The 23,334-nt window shown below is 55.2% G+C and carries 22 protein-coding genes; 11 read left to right on the forward strand and 11 right to left on the reverse strand.

Annotation, left to right across the window (positions count from 1 at the left end; genetic code table 11):
* Positions 1-102: 102 nt before the first annotated feature.
* Entirely contained in the window at positions 103-1,155 is a 1,053-nt protein-coding gene (locus INT32_RS19405; RefSeq protein ID WP_193090361.1) for an asparaginase, read from the forward strand.
* Positions 1,156-1,573: 418 nt separating this feature from the next.
* Positions 1,574-2,143 (forward strand): AAA family ATPase, encoded by a 570-nt coding sequence (locus tag INT32_RS19410; protein ID WP_193090362.1) that lies wholly within the window; start codon positions 1,574-1,576, stop codon positions 2,141-2,143.
* A 55-nt stretch (positions 2,144-2,198) separates the two neighbouring features.
* On the opposite strand, the gene INT32_RS19415 is transcribed toward INT32_RS19410, so the two are convergent.
* The 10 genes from INT32_RS19415 to INT32_RS19460 form a co-directional block, all read right to left on the reverse strand.
* Entirely contained in the window at positions 2,199-2,867 is a 669-nt protein-coding gene (locus tag INT32_RS19415; RefSeq protein WP_193090363.1) for an OmpW family outer membrane protein, read from the reverse strand.
* A 165-nt stretch (positions 2,868-3,032) separates the two neighbouring features.
* Complete coding sequence (locus INT32_RS22440; RefSeq protein WP_193090401.1) at positions 3,033-3,323, reverse strand: DUF2195 family protein; 291 nt, start codon at positions 3,321-3,323, stop codon at positions 3,033-3,035.
* A gap of 325 nt (positions 3,324-3,648) precedes the next feature.
* Positions 3,649-4,839, reverse strand: coding sequence for a porin (locus INT32_RS19425; RefSeq protein WP_193090364.1), 1,191 nt, complete (start codon positions 4,837-4,839; stop codon positions 3,649-3,651).
* 458 nt (positions 4,840-5,297) lie between these two features.
* The gene (locus tag INT32_RS19430; protein WP_193090365.1) at positions 5,298-6,683 is read right to left on the reverse strand and encodes an amidase; all 1,386 of its coding nucleotides are present in this window, start codon (positions 6,681-6,683) and stop codon (positions 5,298-5,300) included.
* A 10-nt stretch (positions 6,684-6,693) separates the two neighbouring features.
* Positions 6,694-7,947: a Zn-dependent hydrolase gene (locus INT32_RS19435; RefSeq protein WP_193090402.1), complete on the reverse strand. Its 1,254-nt coding sequence runs from the start codon at positions 7,945-7,947 to the stop codon at positions 6,694-6,696.
* Positions 7,948-7,989: 42 nt separating this feature from the next.
* A complete protein-coding gene (locus tag INT32_RS19440) occupies positions 7,990-8,997 on the reverse strand; it encodes an ABC transporter ATP-binding protein (RefSeq protein ID WP_193090403.1) in 1,008 nt (335 codons plus the stop codon).
* Between the two features lie 20 nt (positions 8,998-9,017).
* Positions 9,018-10,097 (reverse strand): ABC transporter ATP-binding protein, encoded by a 1,080-nt coding sequence (locus tag INT32_RS19445; RefSeq protein ID WP_193090404.1) that lies wholly within the window; start codon positions 10,095-10,097, stop codon positions 9,018-9,020.
* A gap of 1 nt (position 10,098) precedes the next feature.
* The gene (locus INT32_RS19450; protein WP_193090366.1) at positions 10,099-10,995 is read right to left on the reverse strand and encodes an ABC transporter permease; all 897 of its coding nucleotides are present in this window, start codon (positions 10,993-10,995) and stop codon (positions 10,099-10,101) included.
* Positions 10,996-10,999: 4 nt separating this feature from the next.
* Positions 11,000-11,947: an ABC transporter permease gene (locus INT32_RS19455; RefSeq protein WP_193090367.1), complete on the reverse strand. Its 948-nt coding sequence runs from the start codon at positions 11,945-11,947 to the stop codon at positions 11,000-11,002.
* Positions 11,948-12,009: 62 nt separating this feature from the next.
* On the reverse strand, positions 12,010-13,635 hold the full coding sequence (locus tag INT32_RS19460; protein ID WP_226817301.1) for an ABC transporter substrate-binding protein: 1,626 nt from the start codon (positions 13,633-13,635) through the stop codon (positions 12,010-12,012).
* Positions 13,636-14,077: 442 nt separating this feature from the next.
* On the opposite strand from INT32_RS19460, the gene INT32_RS19465 reads away from it, so the two are divergent.
* From INT32_RS19465 to INT32_RS19475, 3 genes are all read left to right on the forward strand, one after another.
* A complete protein-coding gene (locus tag INT32_RS19465) occupies positions 14,078-14,701 on the forward strand; it encodes a TetR/AcrR family transcriptional regulator (RefSeq protein ID WP_193090369.1) in 624 nt (207 codons plus the stop codon).
* A gap of 66 nt (positions 14,702-14,767) precedes the next feature.
* Positions 14,768-15,751, forward strand: a complete 984-nt coding sequence (locus INT32_RS19470; RefSeq protein ID WP_193090370.1) for a tripartite tricarboxylate transporter substrate binding protein — start codon at positions 14,768-14,770, stop codon at positions 15,749-15,751.
* A 2-nt stretch (positions 15,752-15,753) separates the two neighbouring features.
* Positions 15,754-17,220 (forward strand): carboxylesterase/lipase family protein, encoded by a 1,467-nt coding sequence (locus INT32_RS19475; protein ID WP_193090371.1) that lies wholly within the window; start codon positions 15,754-15,756, stop codon positions 17,218-17,220.
* 88 nt (positions 17,221-17,308) lie between these two features.
* On the opposite strand, the gene INT32_RS19480 is transcribed toward INT32_RS19475, so the two are convergent.
* A complete protein-coding gene (locus tag INT32_RS19480) occupies positions 17,309-18,256 on the reverse strand; it encodes a LysR family transcriptional regulator (protein WP_193090372.1) in 948 nt (315 codons plus the stop codon).
* A gap of 284 nt (positions 18,257-18,540) precedes the next feature.
* Between INT32_RS19480 and madL the strand changes: the two genes are divergently transcribed.
* From madL to INT32_RS19510, 6 genes are read left to right on the forward strand one after another with little or no spacing between them, the layout of a single operon-like run.
* Complete coding sequence (gene madL, locus INT32_RS19485) at positions 18,541-18,942, forward strand: malonate transporter subunit MadL (protein ID WP_193090373.1); 402 nt, start codon at positions 18,541-18,543, stop codon at positions 18,940-18,942.
* 14 nt (positions 18,943-18,956) lie between these two features.
* On the forward strand, positions 18,957-19,718 hold the full coding sequence (gene madM, locus INT32_RS19490) for a malonate transporter subunit MadM (RefSeq protein ID WP_193090374.1): 762 nt from the start codon (positions 18,957-18,959) through the stop codon (positions 19,716-19,718).
* 20 nt (positions 19,719-19,738) lie between these two features.
* Complete coding sequence (mdcA, locus tag INT32_RS19495; protein ID WP_193090375.1) at positions 19,739-21,394, forward strand: malonate decarboxylase subunit alpha; 1,656 nt, start codon at positions 19,739-19,741, stop codon at positions 21,392-21,394.
* Between the two features lie 5 nt (positions 21,395-21,399).
* On the forward strand, positions 21,400-21,714 hold the full coding sequence (mdcC, locus tag INT32_RS19500) for a malonate decarboxylase acyl carrier protein (protein ID WP_193090376.1): 315 nt from the start codon (positions 21,400-21,402) through the stop codon (positions 21,712-21,714).
* Positions 21,711-22,625 (forward strand): biotin-independent malonate decarboxylase subunit beta, encoded by a 915-nt coding sequence (locus tag INT32_RS19505; RefSeq protein ID WP_193090377.1) that lies wholly within the window; start codon positions 21,711-21,713, stop codon positions 22,623-22,625. Before mdcC ends, INT32_RS19505 begins: the two co-directional genes overlap by 4 nt.
* On the forward strand, positions 22,622-23,332 hold the full coding sequence (locus INT32_RS19510) for a biotin-independent malonate decarboxylase subunit gamma (protein ID WP_193090378.1): 711 nt from the start codon (positions 22,622-22,624) through the stop codon (positions 23,330-23,332). Before INT32_RS19505 ends, INT32_RS19510 begins: the two co-directional genes overlap by 4 nt.
* Positions 23,333-23,334 lie beyond the last annotated feature (2 nt).

Genomic DNA, 23,334 nt, shown 5'->3' on the forward strand with positions numbered 1-23,334 from the left:
GTGAAACCCGATACTGGTACCATATGCTGGCGCAGGAGGGCTTTCTGCCGATCCTGTACAGGATCACATTCATGTTAATTAGATCACAATAAGGAGACAATCATGAAAAAAATCTCATTTGTATTAGCCGGACTGTGCGCAACACTGATCGGCGCTGCCCACGCCCAGGAAAAGCCAACAGTTCAATTTATTGCCACCGGCGGGACAATTGCCATGAAAATTGATCCAGTCAAAAAGGCGCCAGTGCCGGCCATCTCCGGCGATGATCTGCTGGCAACGGTGCCCGGTGTGGCCGAGTTCGCCAAAATAGAAGTTAACAATCTATCGAACGTGCCATCAGACTATATGGATCCGCCGCGCTGGATTGAACTGAGCAAGGCGGTCAGCGCTGCCGTGCAACGGCCGGAAGTCTCGGGAGTGATTGTGTCGCACGGCACAGATACCCTGGAAGAAACCGCATTCTGGCTGGATTTGACCGTGCAATCGGACAAACCCATAGTCCTGATCGGCGCCCAGCGCAATGCCTCCTCGTCCGATTTTGACGGCCCTCGCAATCTGCTGAATGCGGTGCGTATTGCCGTAGACGAACAGGCAAAGGGCAAAGGTGCCATGCTGGCCATGAACAACCAGATCAATGCCGCACGTCATGTCACAAAAACCCATACAGCCAATGTGGAAACATTTCAATCGGGCGACTATGGTTTCCTGGGCGAAGTCTACCCTGACCGTGTGATATTTGCCCGGGAGCCATTGCGCCGCCAACATATCGCCGTCAGCGCTGAAACCATGCCGAAAGTAGACATTGTTGCCATGTACGGTGGCGCCGACGGCAGCCTGCTGCGCAGCGCCGTCGATCAGGGTGCAAAGGGCATTGTAGTGCAGGCGTTGGGCATGGGAAATATGAACAAGCCGATGTTTGAGGCTGTGAAATATGCATTGGAAAAACAAATTCCGGTTGTGATTTCCACCCGTGTCTATAACGGTCGCGTAATGGCCAACTACGGGTTTGAAGGCGGTGGTAAAACGACCGCAGACGCAGGCGCAGTGATGGCGGGAAATCTGAGTCCGCAAAAAGCCCGTATTCTGCTGATGCTTCTTCTGCAAAGTGGCAAATCGGGCAAAGAAGACCTGCAGGCCGCATTTGACGCCATGTAAAGGGTTTGAGTAAAATCCAGTCCATAAATATATCAATGCATTAATATCGATGCATTGATATATCTGGCGTGTCAATAAGACTCGGTGCGATACGCAAAGCGTGCACTACACAAAGCGTGCACTACACATTTCTGCCAATCTGCTGCCATCCGCGCTGGGCAGCCCTCACCCGACAGCTGCAGCAACCACAGCAACCATTTGCGTGTTCCATCACTCGATTTTCGGGCACCCTTTTCTTGTTGTACTTCCCCACCTGATCAGCCGCGGCGTCTGCCGGCGCATCAGTTCGATCACTCAAGCCATCGCCCTCGCCTTTTCCCCGACACAATCGGCCTTCATTAGTTGGCACCCTGTCGGCGCGCTACACGCGACCGCGCTTTGTTGCATCCCGAATTTATGAATCAACCACTCATCAGACATGAATCCTCAATCAGCCAACTTTTTTGTATTGACCGGTGGACCCGGCTCCGGCAAAACGACATTAATCAATCATCTGGCCGATATGGGCTACCGCTGTATGCCCGAAGCCGGCCGGGCCGTCATACGCCAACAGCTAAACTGTGGCGGCGTTGCCCTTCCATGGGCCGACAAAACCGCGTATGCCCGGCGTATGCACGAGCACGACATGGCGGCTTACCAGCGCGCATGCAATATGAACGGTCCGGTTTTTTTTGACCGCAGTATTGTGGATATCATCGCGTATCTGCAACTGGAGCAATTGCCGGTTCCAGAACCGCTGCAAACAGCGGTATCCCAATGTCGATATCATACGACAGCATTCATTTTGCCGCCCTGGCCACAGATCTATCGTCGTGACCAGGAACGCCGACAGGACCTGCCCACTGCCATTGCAACCTATCATGCGATGATGAAGACGTATTTGCAATATGGCTATGCACTGGTACGCGTGCCCCGCCTGCCGGCAGCGCAACGGGCGAGGTTTATCGTGAATGCGATCGCTTGCGGCCATGGCGGCAATAAGGATTGAAATCCCTGTTGACCGAGCCCACCACAGCGCGTCACTTGTGTTCGCCCGGTGCGTATCAGAACCGATATCCTACGCCGACCGTGGCAACCCAGGGATTGATTTTTGCGGTGCCGATTTTGGTGCCATCAAGCCGAACACTGGTCTTGATATCAATATAGCGAACACTCGCATTCAAAAACCAGTTATCGTTGATTTTCAAATCGGCGCCCACTTGCGCTGCCAGTCCCCAGGAGTCTGAGAGCTTGAGCTTTTCAACGCCAAGATCGCGTAACGCACCAGTGGGTTTGGTGTCAAAGAAGGTCGTATAATTGAGCCCAACACCCACATAAGGCTGCACCCGGGCGTCGGGCAAAAAGTGCCACTGAACGCTGAGTGTAGGAGGCAGATGCCTGGTGGTGCCAATTCTGCCAAGATCGCCGCCCAGATCGGCAGCGCTACCACGAATGTCATGCTTGAACGGCGCAGCAGCCAGCAGTTCGATCCCTAGATGACGGGTTGCCATATACGTCAGACTGAAACTGGGACGCGTGCTGTCGTTGATATCCAGGTCAATGCCACGGGGGGCTATACTTTTTCCTACCGTGCCATTGCCCGACCTGGGCATCACACTGGTCATGCCGGCTTTCACTATCCAGTCCCCGGCCTCATGGGCAGCGGCAGGCAATGTAGCGAGTGAACTCAGCGCAAGCGCGCCTGCTGCAACCATATGACGAATGATATGCATTTTTTTCTCCATCAGTACTTGTTAACGAACTGACAGAATGCAACAAAAATCACAAATGAATATTGCGTTTGCGCAAGCAACAGCAACCGCACAACATCAAAATTTGATCTAAATCAAATATCATGCATTAAGCACAAGCAGAGCGCTTGGTTCAAGGATGATGCGTTACAGGAAAGCTGTCGATGGGGCAAACCGGTATGTCCTGTTCAGTTCGACTGAGCACAACGCTATAAGACGGGCGCACAATGGAATCGAAGCTGTATCTTTGTCTGCGACCAGAGCCGGCTCTGATGCCAGCACCAGTGTTTTGCTGCCGCTCTTACTGATCCCGAGCCGCCCATTTTGCAGAACCTGCTGCGCAGTGTTCACGCTTGCGACACTGTCGTAGCTTACCAATGCAAAACGGCAGCCACACTCACCAATAGACTTGCGCCATTGGAAAACCGTATTGGCCAGGAGTTGATGGCATCCAACGACCCAGCCTGGATGATGGCAACTGTTCTATCGCTTTGGAAATTGACTAAATGGTTTGTATGAAAACACACAAGCAGAACGAAAAACCCCAGAAGCGACCAGCGCTCTGGGGTTCAAACTACGGAGTTGATGCAAGGGCCGGGAGTCCTTAATACGTTGCCAGGCAACCGCACGTCTTGGATGAATAGTATGTTGAAACATTTCTACTCACTACGGTTGGCAGCAGGCTCCAAGCCTTTATTCTACTGCATCGAACCGCGCTGGCAATAACGACGCCACGCGCCGCATTGCCAGTAGCGGCAAGTCATCAGAAGCGATGATTCAGACCGACACCAACCAGTGTTGATTTCAGTTTGACGTTCTCAGTATTGTCAAACTTCAGTTTGCCCGTGCCGTAAGATGCGAGAGCATAAATAGTAGTGCGTTTGGACAATTTATGTTCGTAACCCAGGCTGAAAATATTCAGCTTGCCTTTCACACCGTCAAATGAATCATCGTTGTTTTTGGTAGAGCTGCCCTGATACGAGAACATGACTTTGCCGTCGTCTCCAACAGGCGCTGACAGGCCGGCCACCCAAGCTTGTTGACGGTAACCTTTGGTTTCTGCGTAAGTGAATCCATCAACATTTGTAGTGAAGTCATCCAATGCACCGGTCAGACCCGTACTTCCGACACCGCTAGCTACGATAACATCGTTGGCCATTGAGCCGCGAACCTGACCGTAACCCAGGAACAGTTTGACGACGTCAAAATCGTAGGCGCCAAACAGGTTCCACATGTGGGTCGTACCCTTCTCGCCTTCACCATTGGACAGACGCACGTCTGTGCGGAAGCGATCGTAAGAAGCGCCGACAGAGATTGGGCCGTTATCATAAGAGGCACCAGCCGTGATCCAGTTGGAAGTATCACGCGCTTCGAAATCTTCAAAGCCGTCGCTACCGGTCGTTTTGGTGTTTTTGCCAGCATAGCCGACGCCAACTTTGAAGCCGGCAAAATCAGGACTTATATATTTGATCGAATTGTCCATCCGGGCGTACGTTGAAGCACCGAATGCGCCAGAAAGCACACCGGCCTGCTTGTAAGCGACGCCGAAAGGATTAAGCGACGCGACTGTGTCTGCCGCAACGTTCAGTTGGCGACCCAAAGTCAGCGTACCCCAGTTGCTACCGGTCAGACCGACATAGGCATGACGACCAAACAGACGGTTACCCTGTAAGGATTTGCCGTTGCCCAGATCAAAGCCACTTTCCAATTGGAAAATTGCGCTTGTGCCGTTGCCCAGGTCTTCAGCACCCTTCATTCCCCAGCGGTTACCGCTTTTGACGCCGTTGATCAACCCGATGTCACGTGTTTTGGCCCAGGCATCACCCTGCGTTACTTTGGTCTGTTGATAGCCCATGCCGGCATCAACAATACCATACAGGGTTACGGAAGTTTCTGCGTGGGCTACGCCGGTAAAGCCGACAGCCAGTGCCGCAGCAAGCAAAGTCTTTTTCATGTATCAAATCTCCTCAGGGATGGTCATAATGCTTCTTACCCGAATGGTTCAGAAACTATTCAGATTTGAAGCAATATAAAGATTAGATACAATTATGTAAAGGAACCGGCTACCGCGAAAAATGGACAATTCGGCGGTTTCCGCAGGTGGCAGCGACGGCATTTCAATCGCAATTACGGCGCCCATATTGCGTATGGTAATAATCTAATTGCAATTGAATTAATCACCGTTTTATACGCAATTACATTTGCAATCATAGGGTTAAGGGATCAGTTCGGATATGCCTCCATCAAGCACCTTTTGGATGATTTGGTTAACTGATGCCCAAAGTTGGCACGTTTCTTGCCCAGGCAACCATTTTTGCCGCTTTAGGACATGAGGGTTTTCCTTTATAGTGAATACGCTTAGCGTTTTCTATTACATTTGTGACATATATGCGACATTGTGCATAACCGGCGCTAGTCTACTGTCGGCGTGTAAGAATGCCAGGCAGTTAGGGATTGAATGGCACTGCCGATACGCAGTAGCGTGAGTTCGTCTCCCGCCTTCCCGGTTAACTGCACACTGACAGGCAGGTTGGTTTGGTCAAAACCGGCAGGCAGGGCCAAAGCACAACCGTTGACCCAGTTCACAAAGCGAGTAAAGTAGCCCAGTGGTGTACTGGACTCGTCCACCTGCGACAGGGGTATCGGGCCAAAAGGCGTGGTAGGCAGCATCAGGGTATCTTTATCGGCCATCCATTCCCCCCAAACGGCCTGCATCTTCAGATGGGAGCCCAGCAGATCCTGGTATTGCAGATCCGATATGCCCTTTCCTGCCATGAGTCGGTCACGCACAAAAGGCCCGAAATGCAGACCCGGGTCCTGAATATAATCCCTGTGCACGCGCCATCCTTCGGCGGCGATCAATTTTCCGCAATCGCTCATTGCTTGCTGAAAGTTCAATGGGGGTGCTTCGCGTACGATTGTTGCGCCGGCCAGCTCGACCATCCTGACCATATCGCGCAAGCCCAGACGTACGGCGCGCTGCACTTGCACGCCATAGTTTTGCTCAGGCAGGACGCACACTCGTACCCCCGCCAGTTCGTGGGCATTATCCTGAGCCAGGTACGTCATGCTTTGTACGGTCTGCCCCGGCGCATGCGTCAGCGCCTGCAGCAGCAAGGCGGCATCATCTGCAGTCCTGGTCATAGGTCCCACACTGTCCAGCGTCCGGGATAATGGATACACGCCGTCGGCATTGATCGCGCCGACTGTCGTCTTCAAGCCGGTAATACCGTTGAGCGCGGCAGGAATCCGCACCGACCCGCCGGTATCGGTACCCAGGGCACCCGGCACCAGGCCGGCGGCAACCGCAACGCCCGAACCGCTTGAGGAGCCACCGGGCACCCGGTGATGGCCGCTGTCCCAGGGATTGCGAGGCGTTCCCAGCAAAGCATTGGTTCCCCATCCGCCAAACGCAAACTCCACCGTGTGCGTTTTGCCGATAATGACCGCGCCGTGGGCTCGCAAACGGTGCACCGCATCGGCGGTCCGGGCACTGGTTCGGGCTTCCCACTGCCTGGAACCGCAAGCCGTTATCGTACCCTCAATATCACATAAGTCTTTGATGCCCAGCGGTATGCCATCGAGCATACCCAGCACCCTTCCCTGTTGCCGCCGCTCATCGGACTGGCGTGCCTGCGCCAGCGCCTGTTCCGGGAAGACACGCGCAAAGGCATGCAATACGGGGTTCAAGCGCTCTATCCGGTTCAAAAAATAGTTCGTCAGCGACTCGGCAGTCACGTTGTTCATTGCCAGACTGCGCGCCAGTTCGGTGATCGAGGCGAATGCATACTGTTCCATGACATATCCTTTACACAACACCGGCTTCGCCAAGCATGCAATGGAGCAAGACGTTGCATCCGGCTTCCACGTGCTCCGGCAAGGCATCTTCGATTTCATTGTGACTGATGCCATCCTTGCAGGGGATAAAAATCATCGCTGCCGGGCATATTCGCGCCAGGTATACAGCATCATGGCCTGCGCCGCTAACCAGCCTGGAATGCCGATAGCCCAATCGGGTGGCATTTTTTTCCACAGCAGCCACTTGCGCCGCGGCAAACGCCTGGGGAGGAAAATAAACCACTTCCTCGGCTTGAATCTGTACCTGATACTTATCGGCAATGGCATCGCAATAGCGCTGGAAATCGGCAGACATCGCAGACAGGTCATCGTCAGTCAACGCGCGCAGGTCCACAGAGAACCGCACCCGTCCCGGAATGACATTGCGCGAATTGGGATACACATCAACCCAGCCAACCGTACCACGCCCATCTTCCCCGTAGCGGCGGCCAATCTCATTGACTTCGTTCATGATGCGCATTGCGGGCAATAATGCATCCCTGCGCAGTTCCATGGGTGTCGTACCGGCGTGCGACTCTACTCCCTGCACGAGGACGTCGTACCAGCGCTGACCCAGCGCGCCCGTCACTACGCCAATGGTATGCGAGCGCTGCTCCAGCACCGGTCCCTGCTCAATGTGAGCTTCAAAATAACTTTTCACGGGTGTCGCCCTGCACGGCACAGCGCCATCGTAGCCAATGTCCGCGAGCGCGGCGGCAACACTGATACCCGTGGTATCGGTACTTTGCAATGCAGTCTGAGCAGAAAATGCCCCGACATAGACACCCGATCCCATCATGACAGGCACAAAGCGCGAACCCTCTTCGTTGGTCCACACGGCGACCTCAAGCGGCGCTCGCGTGCGGATCTGCAGATCATTCAGCGTGCGCAGTACCTCAAGCCCGGCCAATACGCCATAATTGCCATCAAACTTGCCACCGGTCGGCTGCGTGTCGATATGGCTACCGGTCATGACTGGCGGCAATTGCGGATCCGCTCCCTCGCGGCGGGCAAAAATATTGCCCAGTTCATCCACACGGATGGTGCAGCCGATTTCCTTTGCCCACTGAACGAACAGATGACGACCTTCCTTGTCCAGCTCGGTCAACGCCAGACGATTTACGCCGCCTTTTTCCGTGCCGCCGATGCGAGCCAGCGTCATCAGCGAGCCCCAAAGTCGCGCGCCATTGATGCGCCCGATATTACTGTGTTCATTCATATCCATCATTTGTTACCTGTTTAAAAAATCGTTGATACGAGATCGCTGTCAGGCAGCCGCCAAATGGCACTGTACCTGATGACTTTGACTTATCTTGGTCGTCTGCGGCACACTTGTTGCGCAACGCTCCAACACATGCTCGCAACGCGCGGCAAATGGGCAGCCGGGCGGCAAGTTGGCCAGATCCGGTGGCGACCCGCGTATCACATCCAGCGGCTTGCCTCGCTCCATGCCATGGCGACGGCTCTTGAGCAACGCCAGCGTATAAGGGTGGCGGGCATCTTGCAAAATTTCCCGAATGCTGCCCTCTTCGACGATACGCCCGCCGTACATGACAGCGACCCGGTCCGCCATTTCCGTTGCTGCACCAATATCGTGAGTGACAAAAACAATGGCCAGCCCTAATTGCTTTTGTAATTCGCGCATCAAAATCAACACCTGTATCTGCACCGTCGCATCCAGGGCTGTTGTCGGTTCATCAGCCAACAACACTTCAGGCTGCGCGGACAGGGCCAGCGCGATCATGGCCCGCTGACGCATGCCACCTGACATCTCATGAGGATATGCCGCCAGGCGCTTTTCCGGACTCGGAATGCGTACCGCTTCCAGCGCCGCAATCGCGCGGGCACGCGCATCCTGGGCACTGATCTGGTGATGGGTACGAATGCACTCGATCATTTGCTGTCCAACTGTATAGACAGGGTCCAGGGCTAACAATGGCTCCTGAAACACCATTGCGATTTTCTTGCCTCGCAGTGCGCGCAATTGCCGCCGGTCCATCTGCAGCACCTCTTGCCGGTTGACCTGGATCGAGCCGCTTTGCCGGGTTTGTCGTTCCGGATGCAGGCGCATCAATGCGCGCAACGTCACACTTTTACCCGATCCGGATTCGCCGATAAGCACCAGGGTCTCACCTTTGGCCACGTGAAAAGAGACACCGTTGACCGCCCGTATCGTCTTGCCCGCGCGTTCGAAGGCAACCGTCAGGTCAGTCACTGAAATGGCGTTACCGGCTTGCTCGCCTGTGGCCGGATGCCGGCTGGTTGTCCCGTCCATGGGCGTCATCGCTTGTGTATTCATGGTGTTCCTTTTAAGACCGACATATCTGCAGACTCTTGCTGCGCCGTACCCACGCTTTGCCCAATGCGGTCATTTACGCGAATGCACGCCACCTGATGCCCAGGCAGATGCGCCAGTAACAGCGGCATATTGGATTTACACTGCGTGATCATCTGGCTGCACCTCGGGTGAAAGCGGCAACCGGAAGGCGGTTCTATGGGGTTGGGCGGATCCCCGGCCAGTGGCGCCTTTTCAGTGCGCCGATCAGGATCAGTCGTGGGCACCGACGCCAGCAATGCCTGTGTATAAGGATGAGCGGGCGTATTGAGCACCTGCCGGGTCGCACCCAGCTCTACCACCTTGCCCAGATACATGACCAGAACCCGATCACACAGGTACTCGATCACACTCAGATCGTGGCTAATGAAGACAAATGTGAGGTTGTATTTTTTCTTCAGGTCCGATAGCAGATTCAGTACCTGGGCTTCTACGGATTTATCCAGCGCAGATACGGCCTCATCAAGAATAATCAAGCGCGGTTTCAGGGCAATTGCCCGCGCGATATTAACCCGCTGCCGTTGCCCACCGGACAATTCATGAGGATATCGTCCGGCATAGCGTTGCGGGTCCAGGCCCACATTTTCCAGTAGTTCCAGCGCCTCGCGCTCCGCCTGCCGAGGGGGCATGCCGTGGACGATCGGGGCAAACGCGATGGTATCCAGAATAGTCATGCGCGGATTCAGCGATGAATAACTATCCTGGAAAACCATCTGCACCTGACGCCGGAATGATTTCATCGGCAGCTGCGTGCTGCCGACAGTCTGTCCGTCGAAGATCAGTTCACCGCGATCCTGCTGCAACAGTTGCAGCAGCAGCCTGGCCGTTGTCGATTTGCCGCAGCCGGACTCCCCGACAATACCCAATGTCTCGTTTTTCATGACATCGAAACTAATGTCATCTACAGCCTGTACTGCTGCGGCGCCACGACGAAAAAGCGAGGCTTTCAAAGGAAAGTGCTTCAGCAGGTTCTTCACAATAAGCAAGGGCTGGGCCGGTCCACCAATATCCTGATGCTGGGTCAATGTCGTTGTCACAATATTACTCCTTGATATCCATCGCCTGGCGCAGCCCGTCTGAAAAGACGTTGAAGGAAATCGATGTGATGAAAATCATCAGACCCGGCAATGCCGCGATCACCGGCTGGGTGTAAATGGCTGTGCGCAGGGTGTTGAGCATAAGCCCCCATTCGGGCTCTGGCGGCTTGACGCCCAGGCCCAGAAAGGAAAGCCCCGATGCCAGGATCATGGAAACGGAAATCAAACTGGTGGAAAAAACGAAAATAGGGCCCAGCACATTATTGAGGACCTGACTGAACACGATCCTGACTGGCGAGGCTCCCGATGTTCTGGCAGCATCAACAAACTCCTGAGTGCGCATTTGGGTGGTCACGCTTTCGGCCACGCGAATGATTTGCGGGATGAACACCACGGTCAGCGACAACAGTGCGTTGCCAGTGCCGGCGCCCAGCGTACCCGAGAGAGCGATCGCCAGCAACACAGAAGGAAAGGCGTACAGCACATCGGTCAGGCGCATGATTACCGCGTTGATACGCCCGCCGGCATAACCGGCAATAACGCCTATGGTTCCTCCGATTGCAAACGCAATTATTACGGGCGTAATGCCCATAAACAGCGACAGGCGGGCACCCAGGATCAAACGGGACAGCATATCGCGCCCCAGTTCATCGGTGCCCAGCAGATAGTTTTCTGTGCCGATCGGCTTGAGCCGGTGAATAATCGAAGATTTATAAGGATCTGCCGGCATGATCCACGGGGCCAGGATCGCCATCAACAGCAGGAGCAGCAACAGACAGGCAGCAAACATCGCAACCTTGTTGCGGCGCAGATTGAGCATGACGCCGCTCCAGTATCCCGCCGAGCGGTGCGCCTGCACGAGCAGCAACTCTGCGTTCCGGTTAAGGGAATAATCGGTCATTGTGTTACCTTTGAATACGGGGATCAAGCCAGGTCTGAACGGTATCGACCAGCAGGTTGAGCAGCACGAAAAAAATCGCCATGACCAGGATCGTGCCTTGCAGCAGCGGAAAGTCTCGCTGGAACACAGCTGAATTGAGCAGAAAACCGGCTCCAGGCCATGAGAAAACGGTTTCGATCAGGATAGAGCCGCCCAGCAGATAGCCCAGTTGCAGTCCCATCACGGAAAGGGCCGTTGGCGCCACGTTCTTGACCAGATGCATGAACATCCGGCCTCTGCCCAGGCCACGGGCTTGCAATCCGACCATGAATTCACGCGACAGAACATCGCTGACAAGGGCACGAATGGTGCGGGCCACAATCCCCATGGGAATCACTGACATCGTGATTGCAGGCAGGATCATATATTGCACGTGATCCCAGTCCCAGCGCCATCCGGTGCCGTCGCCCGCAGCGGAACCCGTTGCAGGAAACCAGTTCAGGTACACAGAAAACACAATGACCAGCACCATGCCCAGCCAATAATGCGGAATACTGACGCCAAATATAGAGCTCAATGATGCCAGCCGATCCCAAATGGAATTTCTGGCGTAACCGGAAATCATGCCGAATACGACGCCCAGCGAAAAACCGATCAGCACGGCAATCACGGCCAGCCGCAGCGAATTGCCCACTGCCGCGATAACCTCTGCGGCCACGGGGCGACTGGTCGCAATGGACATGCCCAGGTCCCCATGCAATGCCCGCCACAACCAGTTCCAGAACTGAATCAGGAATGGCTGATCAAACCCGTAGATGCCCATCATCTGGCGGCGCAAGGCTTCAGAGGCGTCGGGGGGCATGACCGAAATCAGTGGATCGCCGGGAGCGATATGGATCAGGGAGAAGCACAGAAATGCGACTCCCAGCAATACGGGCAACGAATACACGAGCCGTCTTAGAAAATACATCATGATAATCAGGCTTCAAAAAGAGGAAATATGGGTGGTGCCGACCACTGTCGTGGTCAGTCAAATCACTCCTTGGACATGGTCGCAATATCAATGAACCAGCTTTGTGGCTGAACTACGCCCTTTACCTTGTTGGAAATCGCTCTGGGCCCGACATCATGCGCCACGTAAAGAAACACAGCTTCGTCTACCATTCGGGTATGCAGCTTGGCCAGTGCCGCATCCCGCTGAGCCGGATCAAAACTGGTGCGAGCCTGGCGGATATAGTCGTCGAACGTGTCGTCAATCACATAGCCCCAGTTATTCGATACGGGCGGCAACGCTTTGCTGCTGACAAAACGCACCATGGCAAAGAACGGATCCATGGTTGCCGCACTGACATTGGTCGCCTGTGCCCCATGTGCGCTGGCGTCCTTGGCGCCCAGGCGCCAGCTGTTGAACAGGGTATTCCATTCGACAACATCGAACTGAACATCGAAAAAGCACTCTTTCAAATTCTGCTGTATGTACTCATTCATCGGCAGAGGCTGCATCTGGCCCGAGCCCGACGCTGAGATCTGCACTTTGACCTTGACCGGCTTGCTCTCGGAGAAACCCGCCTCTTGCATCAGCTGGCGCGAAGCGTTCGGATCATATTTGATATCGAATGTCGGCGTGCCCCACCAGGGGCTGGATTTGGCAACAACGCCCTGCGCCGGTGCCATCAGGCCGGCCAGCATGCCTTTCATGCCCTCGCGATCCACGCAAAGATTGGCTGCCTGCCGCACCCTTTTATCGGCCCAGGGCGAGCCCTCGGCCAGGGAAAACTGCCACGGCCAAATATGCGGCTGTACATTTGTATAGATAGTATTGCCACGTGCCTTGATAGGCTCGATCGCATCGGGGGCTGGCGCCTCAATCCAGTCCACCTGTCCCGACATAAGTGCTGCGGTCCTGGCGCTGGCTTCCGGCATGGGAATTAGCACAACCTTATCCAGCTTGGGTATGCGCGCAGGATTCCAGTAACGATCATTTTTGATTATTTCAAGTCTGGATCGCGGCACCAGCCGGGAAAGCTTGAACGGGCCGGTACCCGACGCTTCACTTGCGAATGCGTTCCAGGCCTGCTTTGATCGCTCCAGCGGCTCCTTGACCGAAGCCGGCACTGCATCGAATTTCTTTTGCCATTGCACAGGCGAAGCCATGAACAGGTTTGTCAGATTATATGGCAGGAACGCATCGGGTTCTGTCGTTGTTATTTCAACCGTCATAGCATCAATTGCCTTGGCTGCCTTGAGCGTAGGCATTCTTGATACCGTAGCGCCGACTTGTGCCGGATCATATTGGGGAGCTGACTTGTCCAGTACTTTGGCGACGTTCCAGACCACTGCCTCGGCATTAAACGGTGATCCATCATGGAAGCTGACATCAGGACGCAGCTTGAAAATCCATTTGGTCCTGTCCGCCTCGTCCACGGTCCAGCTTGTGGCCAGCCCAGGGGTCAGCGGTGTCGCGCCTTTATCGGATGACAGATCCCAGCCGACGAGTGCATCGTACATGGGTATGCCGGTAAACCGATTGCCCTCGAATCCCTGATCAGGCTGACCCGAAGTCCGCGGGATATCCGCTGCGGTCATGGCAATGGTCAGCACCGATTCTGCATTGGCAGCCAGAGGCATGGCGCAGGCACTAAAAAATACAGCCAGTGTCATGGCCGTGGATAAGGTGTTCTTGGGAAAAGAGGGGATCATGACGTTTCCTTGAAAGTGACCCAAGCTCTCAAGCAAAAGACGTGCCAACACCAAAGCCACACAGTCTGCGCTGTGCGGCGCGCTTGTCGCGGCTTACACAATAGGGTTGTCGCACCAAAACAAGGCACGCCTGTGCATTGGTTGACATGCACATGAGAAAACGCGCCTGGAAGCGACCTAAATTGTTCAACGTAAGCAACGTAGATGCGCCTGGTCCTGAAGTGCCTTCGCGTTCACATTTAGCAAAGAACGCCTCCCAGGGGGCGTGCCCACCTTGACTTTTGACGGCAGTCCAATCCATGCCCGACGCTTCACTTTTCCAACGTACAGCTCTGGAAAACCCGCATTGCGGATATCCTAAGCGCATTTACAATACAGTCATAATGTAAATGACAAGCGATGTATGTCTCCTTCTACCTCCACACGTCGCCGCCAGGCGGACCGTAGTAAAGCGACGCAGCAGGATGTGATCCTGGCGGCGATCCGCATTATTTCTGAAAAGGGGCCAGAGGCCGCATCCATGCAGGAAATTGCCCGTGAGGCAGGCGTCACGCCGGGCGCGATCCAACATCATTTCCAATCCAAGGCTACGCTCATGATGCATGTGCTTACCACCTTGGTTGACGAGAACATTGAGGCCGGAAAGTTCTGGCCCCCTGTTGACATGCCGATCGACACGCGTGCACAAACCCTCGTTTCCAATCTGTGGACACTGTTTTATAAACAGCCACGTTTTATCTCGGCCTGGGCAACGTATCTTAGTTGCCGTAACCAGCCTGTACTGCTGGCCCATATATCGGAGCAACGCAAAGTCCTGCAAATGCGCCTGCACGCCACTTTCCCGACAATATTTCCTGAACTGGCCAACGATCCCGCACTGACCGCTTTCATCAACCTGGTGTTCTCCACGTTGCGCGGGCTGGGATTATTGGAAATGTTCGCTGCTGCACATGAGGGAACCCAGGAACAACTCGATTGCCTGGCAGACCTGATCGCGCAGCGATGTTACAGCCAAAACTCACCATAACCTTACAACCACAAATTGGCAGACCCCACAAAACCCTAGAAAAGCAATATTCGTCAGGAGACATTCATGCAGTACAAACAGACCGCGTCGTTTTTGAATTCCATACTTACTGCCCTCACCATCGGTTTTTCCGGCTCGGCCTTTGCCGCCTATCCCGAGTCGCCGATAACAATAGTGGCGCAGCAGCCTCCGGGCAGCGGCTCAGACGCGATGACGCGTGTTCTGGCCGATTGCCTGGCAAAACAGCTTAAGCAGCCTGTCGTTGTGCAAAACAAAGCAGGTGCAAACGGCATTCTGGCCATCAATTATCTGAAAGGACAGCCAGCCAATGGATACACGCTGATGACAATCGGTATGTCGCAAATGACCATTACCCCTTATGTCTACAAAAAGATGCCCTATGATCCGCAAACCGACTTTACGGGTGTGACTGTTTTCGGTACATCACCGCTGGTGCTAACGGCATCTCTGAATTCGGGTGTGAAGGTGCTTGGGGATTTGGCCAAGAAATTCTCAGGCAAGGATGGCGGCGCCAATTTCGGCTCGCCAGGCAAGGGTAGCCCAGCCCATTTGCTCACCACCGCGCTCTTGGAACGATTAAAAGTGCCCGGCACACATGTGCCGTTTACGGGCGAGTCTGCAGGGGCAACCGCCCTCATCGGCAATCAGATTGATATCATGACCTTGGTTTCGGGCACAGCACTGCCTCAGGTCAAGGCGGGCAGGCTGGTGCCGTTGGCCGTCTTTGATGACGCACGCTCGCCTGCATTCCCTGAAGTGCCTACCATTGCCGAATTATTGGGCGACCAGGAACTGGCTCGTGGGGCATGGATTGGGCTGGTTGCCGTCAAAGACACGCCGGCACCTGTCGTCCAAACACTAAATAAAGCCGCCAGCCAATGCAGTCAGGACCCGGCCTATATAAAGCGCTTTGCGCAAATGAACGCCAAGGCGATCGCCACTTCAGCGACCGACGTGATCAGCCGCGCCAAAGCCGATTCCGATGTCTGGCGTCCCTTGATTAAAAGCCTGAATCTGACCGTAGACTAAATATGACCGAACACACTCATTTAGCGAGCCAGGACATAGGTACAAAAGTTGGCACCGTACGTGGTGTTGTCCGTGATGGATTATGCATTTTTCGCGGCGTGCGTTATGCCCGTGCATGCACCGCCACCACACGCTTTTCCCCGCCCCAGCCTTTGGCAGAAACCTCTTCGCTCATGGACGCACGCACGTTCGCGGCGCCACCGGTTCAGCCGGCGCGCAGTCCGAATCCGGAGAACATATATGGCAACATTGATTGCCTGAATCTGAATATCTGGACCTCGGAATCGTCCTTGAAAACGGGTGGACTGCCTGTAATGGTATGGATACCCGGCGGCGGTTTTATGCGTTGCGATGCCAACGATCCGCTGTACGATGGCTCTCACTTTGCGCGTAAAGACATTATTTTTGTCACTGTGAACTATCGCGTGGGCGTGGAAGGATTTCTGCAATTGCCAGGCATGGCCGCTAACCGCGGGCTGCAGGATCTGTTATTGGCGCTCAATTGGGTACAGCAACATATTGGCAACTTCGGCGGAGATCCGGCTCGGGTAACCGTTGTCGGGCAATCGGCCGGGTCCGGGGCAATCGCGTGCCTGATGGGCATGCAACAAGCCAACGGTTTATTTCAACAGGCCATTTTGCAAAGCCCCAGTACACTGGTGCAGACGACGGCCGAAGCGCAAACGGCGGCAAATGCGATCGCCGACTTGGCCAACTGCCCAGCCACGCTTGAGGCACTTACATCCATCAGTCCGGCAAAGGCGGCCACAGCGCTGGCCAAACTCTCGCTAAATGGCGCACTGCGCCGACAATACGGCCTGGGTGAACATCACCGTTTCGCACTGCGCCCAGTAATAGATGGCGAAATTGTTGCCAGTTCACCATTGCAAGCGATCAGGCAGAACAAGATAATGCCAAGAGCGATACTGGCGGGCGCAACCAAGGAGGAAGCCCGTCTTTATCTGGTTCCTGACGGCAGCATTTCTAAAATATCTGCCGATGATGTGAACAGATTCATCACGGATGCAAAGCTGCCACCGAACACGGCACAGCGCTATCGACAACAACTTTCCGCCGATAGACAAAGCAACGGCGAAATCCTTTGCGCTATTCAATCTGATTACTATTACCGCGAACCAGCACGGCGCATTGCCGAGCATGCGGCAGATCGTGGCTCAAAAGCCTACTCCTACGAATTTTGCTGGCAATCAAACTTATACGAAGGTCAGCTTGGTGCTGCCCACGGCGTTGAGCTTCCATTTATGTTTAACAACCTGCATAACGACACAGCACGTCATTTTATCGACGTTGACAAACCTGTTTCAAGCGCACTGGTCTCAAGCATGCATCAAGCCTGGGTGAGATTTGCCAAGACTGGAGAACCAGGCTGGCCTGCACAAACAAAAGATCAACGGAGCATGATGCTCTTCGGAGACGGTGATAGCATACAGCGCCTGGTCACTTATTGATCAGGCACAACGGGTGCCTTGTCGCCAGAATGTACGGCCACCCTCTCGCCGCCTGACCTGAGATCGCCATATGGACTGGTCTGCCAGTTCATTCGGCCTCTCCCAACATTGGGAAATCTCCACCTTGCAACAGCCGGCGACTGTAGGTGCGACCCTCTGCCGCCAGGGCCAGCAAATTGCGATCCTGTTCTCGGCTATCCAGAAACAACAGTGCAATGTGTTGGGAATAGGTATGATCTGGCCTGAGTGGAATCAATTTTATACGCGGCGTAAAGGAGGCGATTCGCCCGGGCAGCAAACTGATTCCCATGCCATTGCTAACCAGGTTGATCAGCGAAAAAATATCGCCCACATGCATCCCTATCACAGGTGATATACCGGCACTCTCCATCATTCGGTTAAAACTGAATGATGTGATGAATCCGTCGGCCAGGGTCACAAAATTCTCGTGGGCCAGTTCGTGCAAATCAACCTCGGTGCGACTCGCATAGGGCGAATCCAGCGGTACGGCCAAAAACATTTCATCAGAAAACAAGGGCACGGTAATCAGGCGCTTGCTGGCGATACCGTCATGCACCCCGATGACAATAGCATCGAGTCTGCCGTCTTGCAGCTTTTGCAGCAGCTCGTCATTGGAACCCAGTGTCAGCTCTATATTGAGCCCGTCCTTGCGCAACTTGGTCCCGACAATCAGGTGCGGAATGCAATGCAGCGTCAGGGAATAGATGGCGCCCAGCCTGAGCCGGGACGCATTGATCCCCGCCATGTCTCGCACTGCATGGATGCCCTCTTCGCACTCGGCCACGACCCGACGGGCAGATTCGGCCAATCGTCGCGCCGTATTCTGCGGGACCAGATTTCTTCCTTCCAGCTTGAACAGCGGGCAGCCGATGGCCTGCTCAAGCGAATGCAGGGCGCGGTGCACGCTGACAACGCTCTGGCCCAGATCCTCTGCAACCCGGGCAAGATTGTTGCGCTCCATGAAAGCCAGAAAGACTTCCAGTTTTTTCAGGGTAATGGATTCGTCAATGGCCATGGGTTTAACTCACTGGATATTTCATGATGGCTAGGGTAAACGATAGGTCAGGCCAGACAACCTGGCCGTTGACTATGGAAACGCATGCCGGGACAGCACAATATTTAACATCAGGCTAAATGATTGTACATGCAGGTTGATTGAAAAGCCTGCCATCCCTGTCTATTGTCTGTCTGACGAAAGGGAGTCGTGGCAGCGTTCGCAAGTGTTCTCTGCAGACCGATTCCATTTTCGGCACCAGGAACGTTTAACTACACATCATAAAAACATCCGGAGACAAAACCATGATTATTTACGGTACAGCCATACTGGCTGCATGCCATTTACTGGGAGCCTATATCGGCGACCTGCTGGGCATGCTGATCGGGGTCAAGGCCAACGTAGGCGGCGTCGGCATCTCCATGATGCTGCTGATCGCAGCCCGCACTTATCTGCACAGGAAAGGGCTCATGCCCGCCACAACACTGGCTGGCGTTGGGTTCTGGTCGGCCATGTACATTCCTATCGTCATCGCCATGGCTTCACAGCAAAATGTTGTGGCCGCGCTCAAGGGCGGCCCTGTCGCCATACTGGGCGCCATCCTGACCGTTGCGCTTACAGGATGCGCTATTGCGGCGATCAACCGCTCCGGTCCCGAAGATGCGGGCGCCACCTGGCAAGCCAGCCTCGCTGCAGACCGCGCCTGAAAGGAGACATGACAATGGACATGTTGAAACAGGCAATTATGCAGAACAATCTGATCGCCGCCTTCGCTTTCGTCGGTCTGATCATATGGATATCAGGCCATCTGTCAAGACGACTAACCAATGGGCGCGTACATGGTTCAGCCATTGCAATTGTGATCGGTTTGATTCTTGCCTACTGGGGCGGACTGGAAACGGGTGGCTCCAAAGGGCTGGCTGACGTCAAGCTCTTTGCCGGGATAGGACTGATGGGCGGCGCCATGTTGCGTGATTTTGCCATCGTCGCGACGGCATTTGACGTACAGGTAGAAGAAGTCAAAAAGGCAGGGCTCATCGGTATGGTTTCCCTGCTGCTGGGTATCGTACTCCCGTTCGTTGTGGGGGCCAGCGTTGCCTATGCATTCGGGTACCGGGACGCGGTATCCATGGCGACAATCGGTGCTGGTGCCATGACCTACATTGTGGGTCCGGTTACCGGCGCGGCAATCGGCGCCAGTTCAGACGTCATTGCCCTGTCCATCGGCATTGGGCTGATCAAGGCCATTCTCGTCATGGTCTTTACCCCTGCCACGGCTCGCTTCATGCGCCTGGATAACCCGCGCTCGGCAATGGTCTTTGGCGGCATGGCGGGAACCACCAGCGGCGTGGCAGCAGGTTTGGCGGCGACAGACCCCCGTCTGGTGCCGTATGGCGCGCTGACGGCAACCTTTTATACCGGCCTGGGCTGCCTGATGGGGCCCTCTGTTCTGTTTCTCGCGACAAGAGCGCTATTCGGTTAATTTAGCAACAGGAATATCCTATGAATCACACTGGCACCTCCAAAGTCTGGGATACACGAAAACGCGGGCGACAGCGACGCCTGGAGCGCGCAGCCAGCCTGGGATTGCGTCCTAGAATCACGCAAGAGCAGATCACCCAGCTGCTGCAGACGGTTATTGAACCAGGCGATCGCGTGTGCCTGGAAGGCAATAACCAGAAACAGGCCGATTTTCTCGCCGACTCGCTGGCCGCTTGCGATCCGCAACAATTGCATCATCTGCATATGGTTCAGTCTGTGCTCGCCCTGCCCAGTCATTTGGATCTTTTCGAAAACGGCATTGCCAGCCGACTGGATTTTTCTTTTTCAGGTCCTCAAGGAGGCCGCCTGGCACGACTGGTTCAGGATAAGCAGATCGAGATCGGCGCCATTCATACTTATCTGGAACTGTTCGGTCGCTATTTCACCGATCTGACTCCCAATGTTTGCCTGATTGCGGCGCAGGCGGCAGACGCTGCCGGCAACCTGTATACCGGTCCGAATACCGAAGACACACCAGCCATTGTGGAGGCCACGGCGTTTCGCAGCGGGATCGTGATCGCTCAGGTCAATGAGCGAGTCGATACACTGCCACGGGTCGATATTCCGGCGGACTGGGTCGACTTTACCGTGGTCGCACCGCATCCGAACTATATTGAACCCCTGTTCACCCGCGACCCGGCTCAGATTACAGAGGTGCAGATCCTGATGGCCATGATGGCCATCAAAGGTATTTACGCCGAGTATGGTGTACAACGGCTCAATCATGGCATTGGCTTTGATACCGCTGCGATTGAATTGCTGCTGCCCACTTATGCAACCGAACTTGGCTTGAAAGGAAAAATCTGCACGCACTGGGCCCTGAACCCTCATCCCACCCTGATTCCCGCCATTGAATCCGGTTGCGTGCAATCCATCCACAGCTTTGGCTCGGAAGTTGGCATGGAAAACTACATTGCCGCCCGCTCCGACGTATTTTTCACCGGCCGGGACGGCAGTATGCGTTCGAATCGTGCTTTGAGCCAGACTGCCGGCCTGTATGCCTGCGACATGTTCATCGGCTCGACGCTGCAAATCGATCTGGCCGGCAATAGTTCAACCGCAACGACCGGACGCATTACAGGCTTCGGCGGCGCGCCCAATATGGGTTCAGACCCGCATGGCCGGCGGCATGCCTCTGCCGCATGGCTCAAGGCAGGCAGGCAAGCAGGCGGGCCCGATGCCATACGCGGGCGCAAGCTGGTTGTGCAAACGGTAGAAACGTTTCGCGAACATATGACCCCGGTATTTGTGGAGGAGCTCGATGCCTGGCAGTTGAAAGCGGCCATGGATGCCGAGTTGCCTCCCATCATGATTTACGGCGATGATGTCACGCACATTGTGACCGAAGAAGGCATCGCCAATCTGCTGCTATGTCGCAGCGCCGAGGAACGCGCCCAGGCCATTCGCGGTGTTGCCGGCTTTACCCCTGTGGGCATGGCACGCGATGGGCGCATGGTCGAAAATCTGCGCGATCGTGGCGTGGTGCGCCGTCCCGAAGATTTGGGTATTGACCCTCGTCTGGCAACGCGGGATCTGCTGGCAGCCCGCTCGGTAAAAGATCTGGTCAGGTGGTCTGGCGATCTTTACACGCCCCCTTCCCGATTCCGGAATTGGTGATCTCCATGGAAAAACTTGAATATCATTTTTCAACACCCACTATCGAACCCGCTCATGGCGCAGTGCTTTGCGGCGTCGTTGGCTCGGGCAATCTTGAAGTGCTGGTTCGACCCGCGGATACCGCGGCGTCCTGCACAATAGAGATAAAGACGTCTGCCCGCGGATTCGGAAATATCTGGCAGGCTGTTCTGGCGGAGTTTATAGCTCGTCATTCCGTGGGTGGCACGCACATCGCCATTAACGACATGGGCGCAACACCTGCGGTGGTCACACTCAGGCTTGACCAGGCGATCAGTCAATATGCAGGAGGTTTGCGATGACCACAGAAAATCGATCGGCGCTCTCGTTACGCCATAGTTACTTCGAAGCCACTGCCCGACAGCGTATTTCCTGGATACTGGATGAAGGCAGTTTCCGGGAACTGATGCCCCCGACAGAGAGTTCACCAAGCACGCATCTGGCGGCACTGGATATTCCCGGCGCCTTCGACGATGGGGTGGTCATTGGCCAGGGCGCCCTGGATGAAAAACCGGTATTCATTATTTCTCAGGAGGGCCAGTTCATGGGTGGATCTGTTGGCGAAATCCATGGAGCCAAAATTGTTGGTCTGCTGCGCCGCGCCATACGCGATAAACCCGCTGCGGTCCTGTTTCTGGTCGACTCGGGCGGTGTCCGGTTACACGAAGCCAATGCCGGATTGATCGCCATTTCAGAAATCATGCGCGCCATACTGGACACTCGAGCCGCTGGCATACCGGTAGTGGCGCTGGTGGGAGGCAGCTGCGGCGCGTTTGGCGGCATGGGCATTGTGACCTGCCTTTGCTCTGCGATTGTCATGTCCGAAGAAGGCCGTCTTGCCCTGTCCGGGCCCGAAGTCATCGAGACCGTGGCCGGTGTTGAGGAATTCGATTCCCGTGATCGGGCGCTGGTGTGGCGCGTGACTGGTGGCAAGCACCGTTATCTGATGAACGATTGCGCCGCTCTGGTAGAAGACGATCCGTTTGCATTCCGGGATGCTGCCAGACAGCTGCTTGCAGATAATCCATTTACGCCACCTGATCTGGCGACGCAGAAACAGAACCAGTTGCGCCTGCTGGCTCGATTGGAGAATTTCAAAGGCATGCGCGATGGCCTGCAAGTGTGGCAGGCCCTGGGCATCGAGGCGCCCGCCAACATCCCCATGATGAACTGTGCGGACCTGACCCGACTGCATAAGGAACTTTACACATGACCCTGACAAGCATTCTGGACTCCCTGTTTCCGGCCGGACATCAAGTTCGAATCAATGGGCATCAATTGGCGGGCACCGCAAGCACCGCCGCGGGCGAGGTTGCCGTGCTGGGAACGACCGATGCTGCCGCCATCGACCACGAGATCGCGCTTTACCTGGCACAACAGATATTGGCTACGATCCAGACACATCCGCGCCGACCGCTGATATTTCTTGTCGACACCCAGGGTCAGGCGTTATCGCGTGCCCAAGAGCTGCTTTGCCTCAATGGGAGCCTGGCGCACCTGGCTGCCTGCGTCGACCTGGCCCGACGCCTTGGCCATGTCAGTCTGAGCCTGGTCACAGGCGAGGCGGTCAGCGGCGGCTACTTGTCTTTCGGACTCATGGCCGATCGCGCCTACGCGCTGGACAGTTCGCAAGTTCGGGTCATGGATTTGAAGGCCATGGCGCGCGTGACCAAGATAGATCATGCAAAATTGGTGGAACTGGCAGCCAGCGCGCCCACCTTTGCACCTGGCGCCGATAATTACCAGCGCATGGGTGCAATCGAAGATATATGGCAGGCGCCCTCGGCCTCACTGCTTGACGCTGCGCTTGCTGAATTATTAAAAACCCAGGCCAGTACAGACCTTCGCATGCTGACAGGCCAGGACAGAACTGGACGGATCCAGGCCGCCAGAATAGTCGATCAGATCCTGGCTGCCTAGGA

This window comes from Advenella sp. FME57 (assembly GCF_014897675.1).
Lineage (GTDB): Bacteria > Pseudomonadota > Gammaproteobacteria > Burkholderiales > Burkholderiaceae_B > Advenella.

Coding starts and splice junctions, on each gene's coding strand:
- INT32_RS19415 (WP_193090363.1), bottom strand. CDS start 2,867: ATGCATATCATTCGTCATATGGTTGCAGCAGGCGCGCTTGCGCTGAGT.
- madM (WP_193090374.1), top strand. CDS start 18,957: ATGGACATGTTGAAACAGGCAATTATGCAGAACAATCTGATCGCCGCC.
- INT32_RS19505 (WP_193090377.1), top strand. CDS start 21,711: ATGACCACAGAAAATCGATCGGCGCTCTCGTTACGCCATAGTTACTTC.
- INT32_RS19405 (WP_193090361.1), top strand. CDS start 103: ATGAAAAAAATCTCATTTGTATTAGCCGGACTGTGCGCAACACTGATC.
- INT32_RS19435 (WP_193090402.1), bottom strand. CDS start 7,947: ATGGATATGAATGAACACAGTAATATCGGGCGCATCAATGGCGCGCGA.
- INT32_RS19410 (WP_193090362.1), top strand. CDS start 1,574: ATGAATCCTCAATCAGCCAACTTTTTTGTATTGACCGGTGGACCCGGC.
- INT32_RS19460 (WP_226817301.1), bottom strand. CDS start 13,635: ATGACACTGGCTGTATTTTTTAGTGCCTGCGCCATGCCTCTGGCTGCC.
- mdcC (WP_193090376.1), top strand. CDS start 21,400: ATGGAAAAACTTGAATATCATTTTTCAACACCCACTATCGAACCCGCT.
- INT32_RS19475 (WP_193090371.1), top strand. CDS start 15,754: ATGACCGAACACACTCATTTAGCGAGCCAGGACATAGGTACAAAAGTT.
- INT32_RS19425 (WP_193090364.1), bottom strand. CDS start 4,839: ATGAAAAAGACTTTGCTTGCTGCGGCACTGGCTGTCGGCTTTACCGGC.
- mdcA (WP_193090375.1), top strand. CDS start 19,739: ATGAATCACACTGGCACCTCCAAAGTCTGGGATACACGAAAACGCGGG.
- INT32_RS19470 (WP_193090370.1), top strand. CDS start 14,768: ATGCAGTACAAACAGACCGCGTCGTTTTTGAATTCCATACTTACTGCC.
- INT32_RS19465 (WP_193090369.1), top strand. CDS start 14,078: ATGTCTCCTTCTACCTCCACACGTCGCCGCCAGGCGGACCGTAGTAAA.
- INT32_RS19455 (WP_193090367.1), bottom strand. CDS start 11,947: ATGATGTATTTTCTAAGACGGCTCGTGTATTCGTTGCCCGTATTGCTG.
- INT32_RS19440 (WP_193090403.1), bottom strand. CDS start 8,997: ATGGACGGGACAACCAGCCGGCATCCGGCCACAGGCGAGCAAGCCGGT.
- INT32_RS19450 (WP_193090366.1), bottom strand. CDS start 10,995: ATGACCGATTATTCCCTTAACCGGAACGCAGAGTTGCTGCTCGTGCAG.
- madL (WP_193090373.1), top strand. CDS start 18,541: ATGATTATTTACGGTACAGCCATACTGGCTGCATGCCATTTACTGGGA.
- INT32_RS19510 (WP_193090378.1), top strand. CDS start 22,622: ATGACCCTGACAAGCATTCTGGACTCCCTGTTTCCGGCCGGACATCAA.
- INT32_RS19480 (WP_193090372.1), bottom strand. CDS start 18,256: ATGGCCATTGACGAATCCATTACCCTGAAAAAACTGGAAGTCTTTCTG.
- INT32_RS19430 (WP_193090365.1), bottom strand. CDS start 6,683: ATGGAACAGTATGCATTCGCCTCGATCACCGAACTGGCGCGCAGTCTG.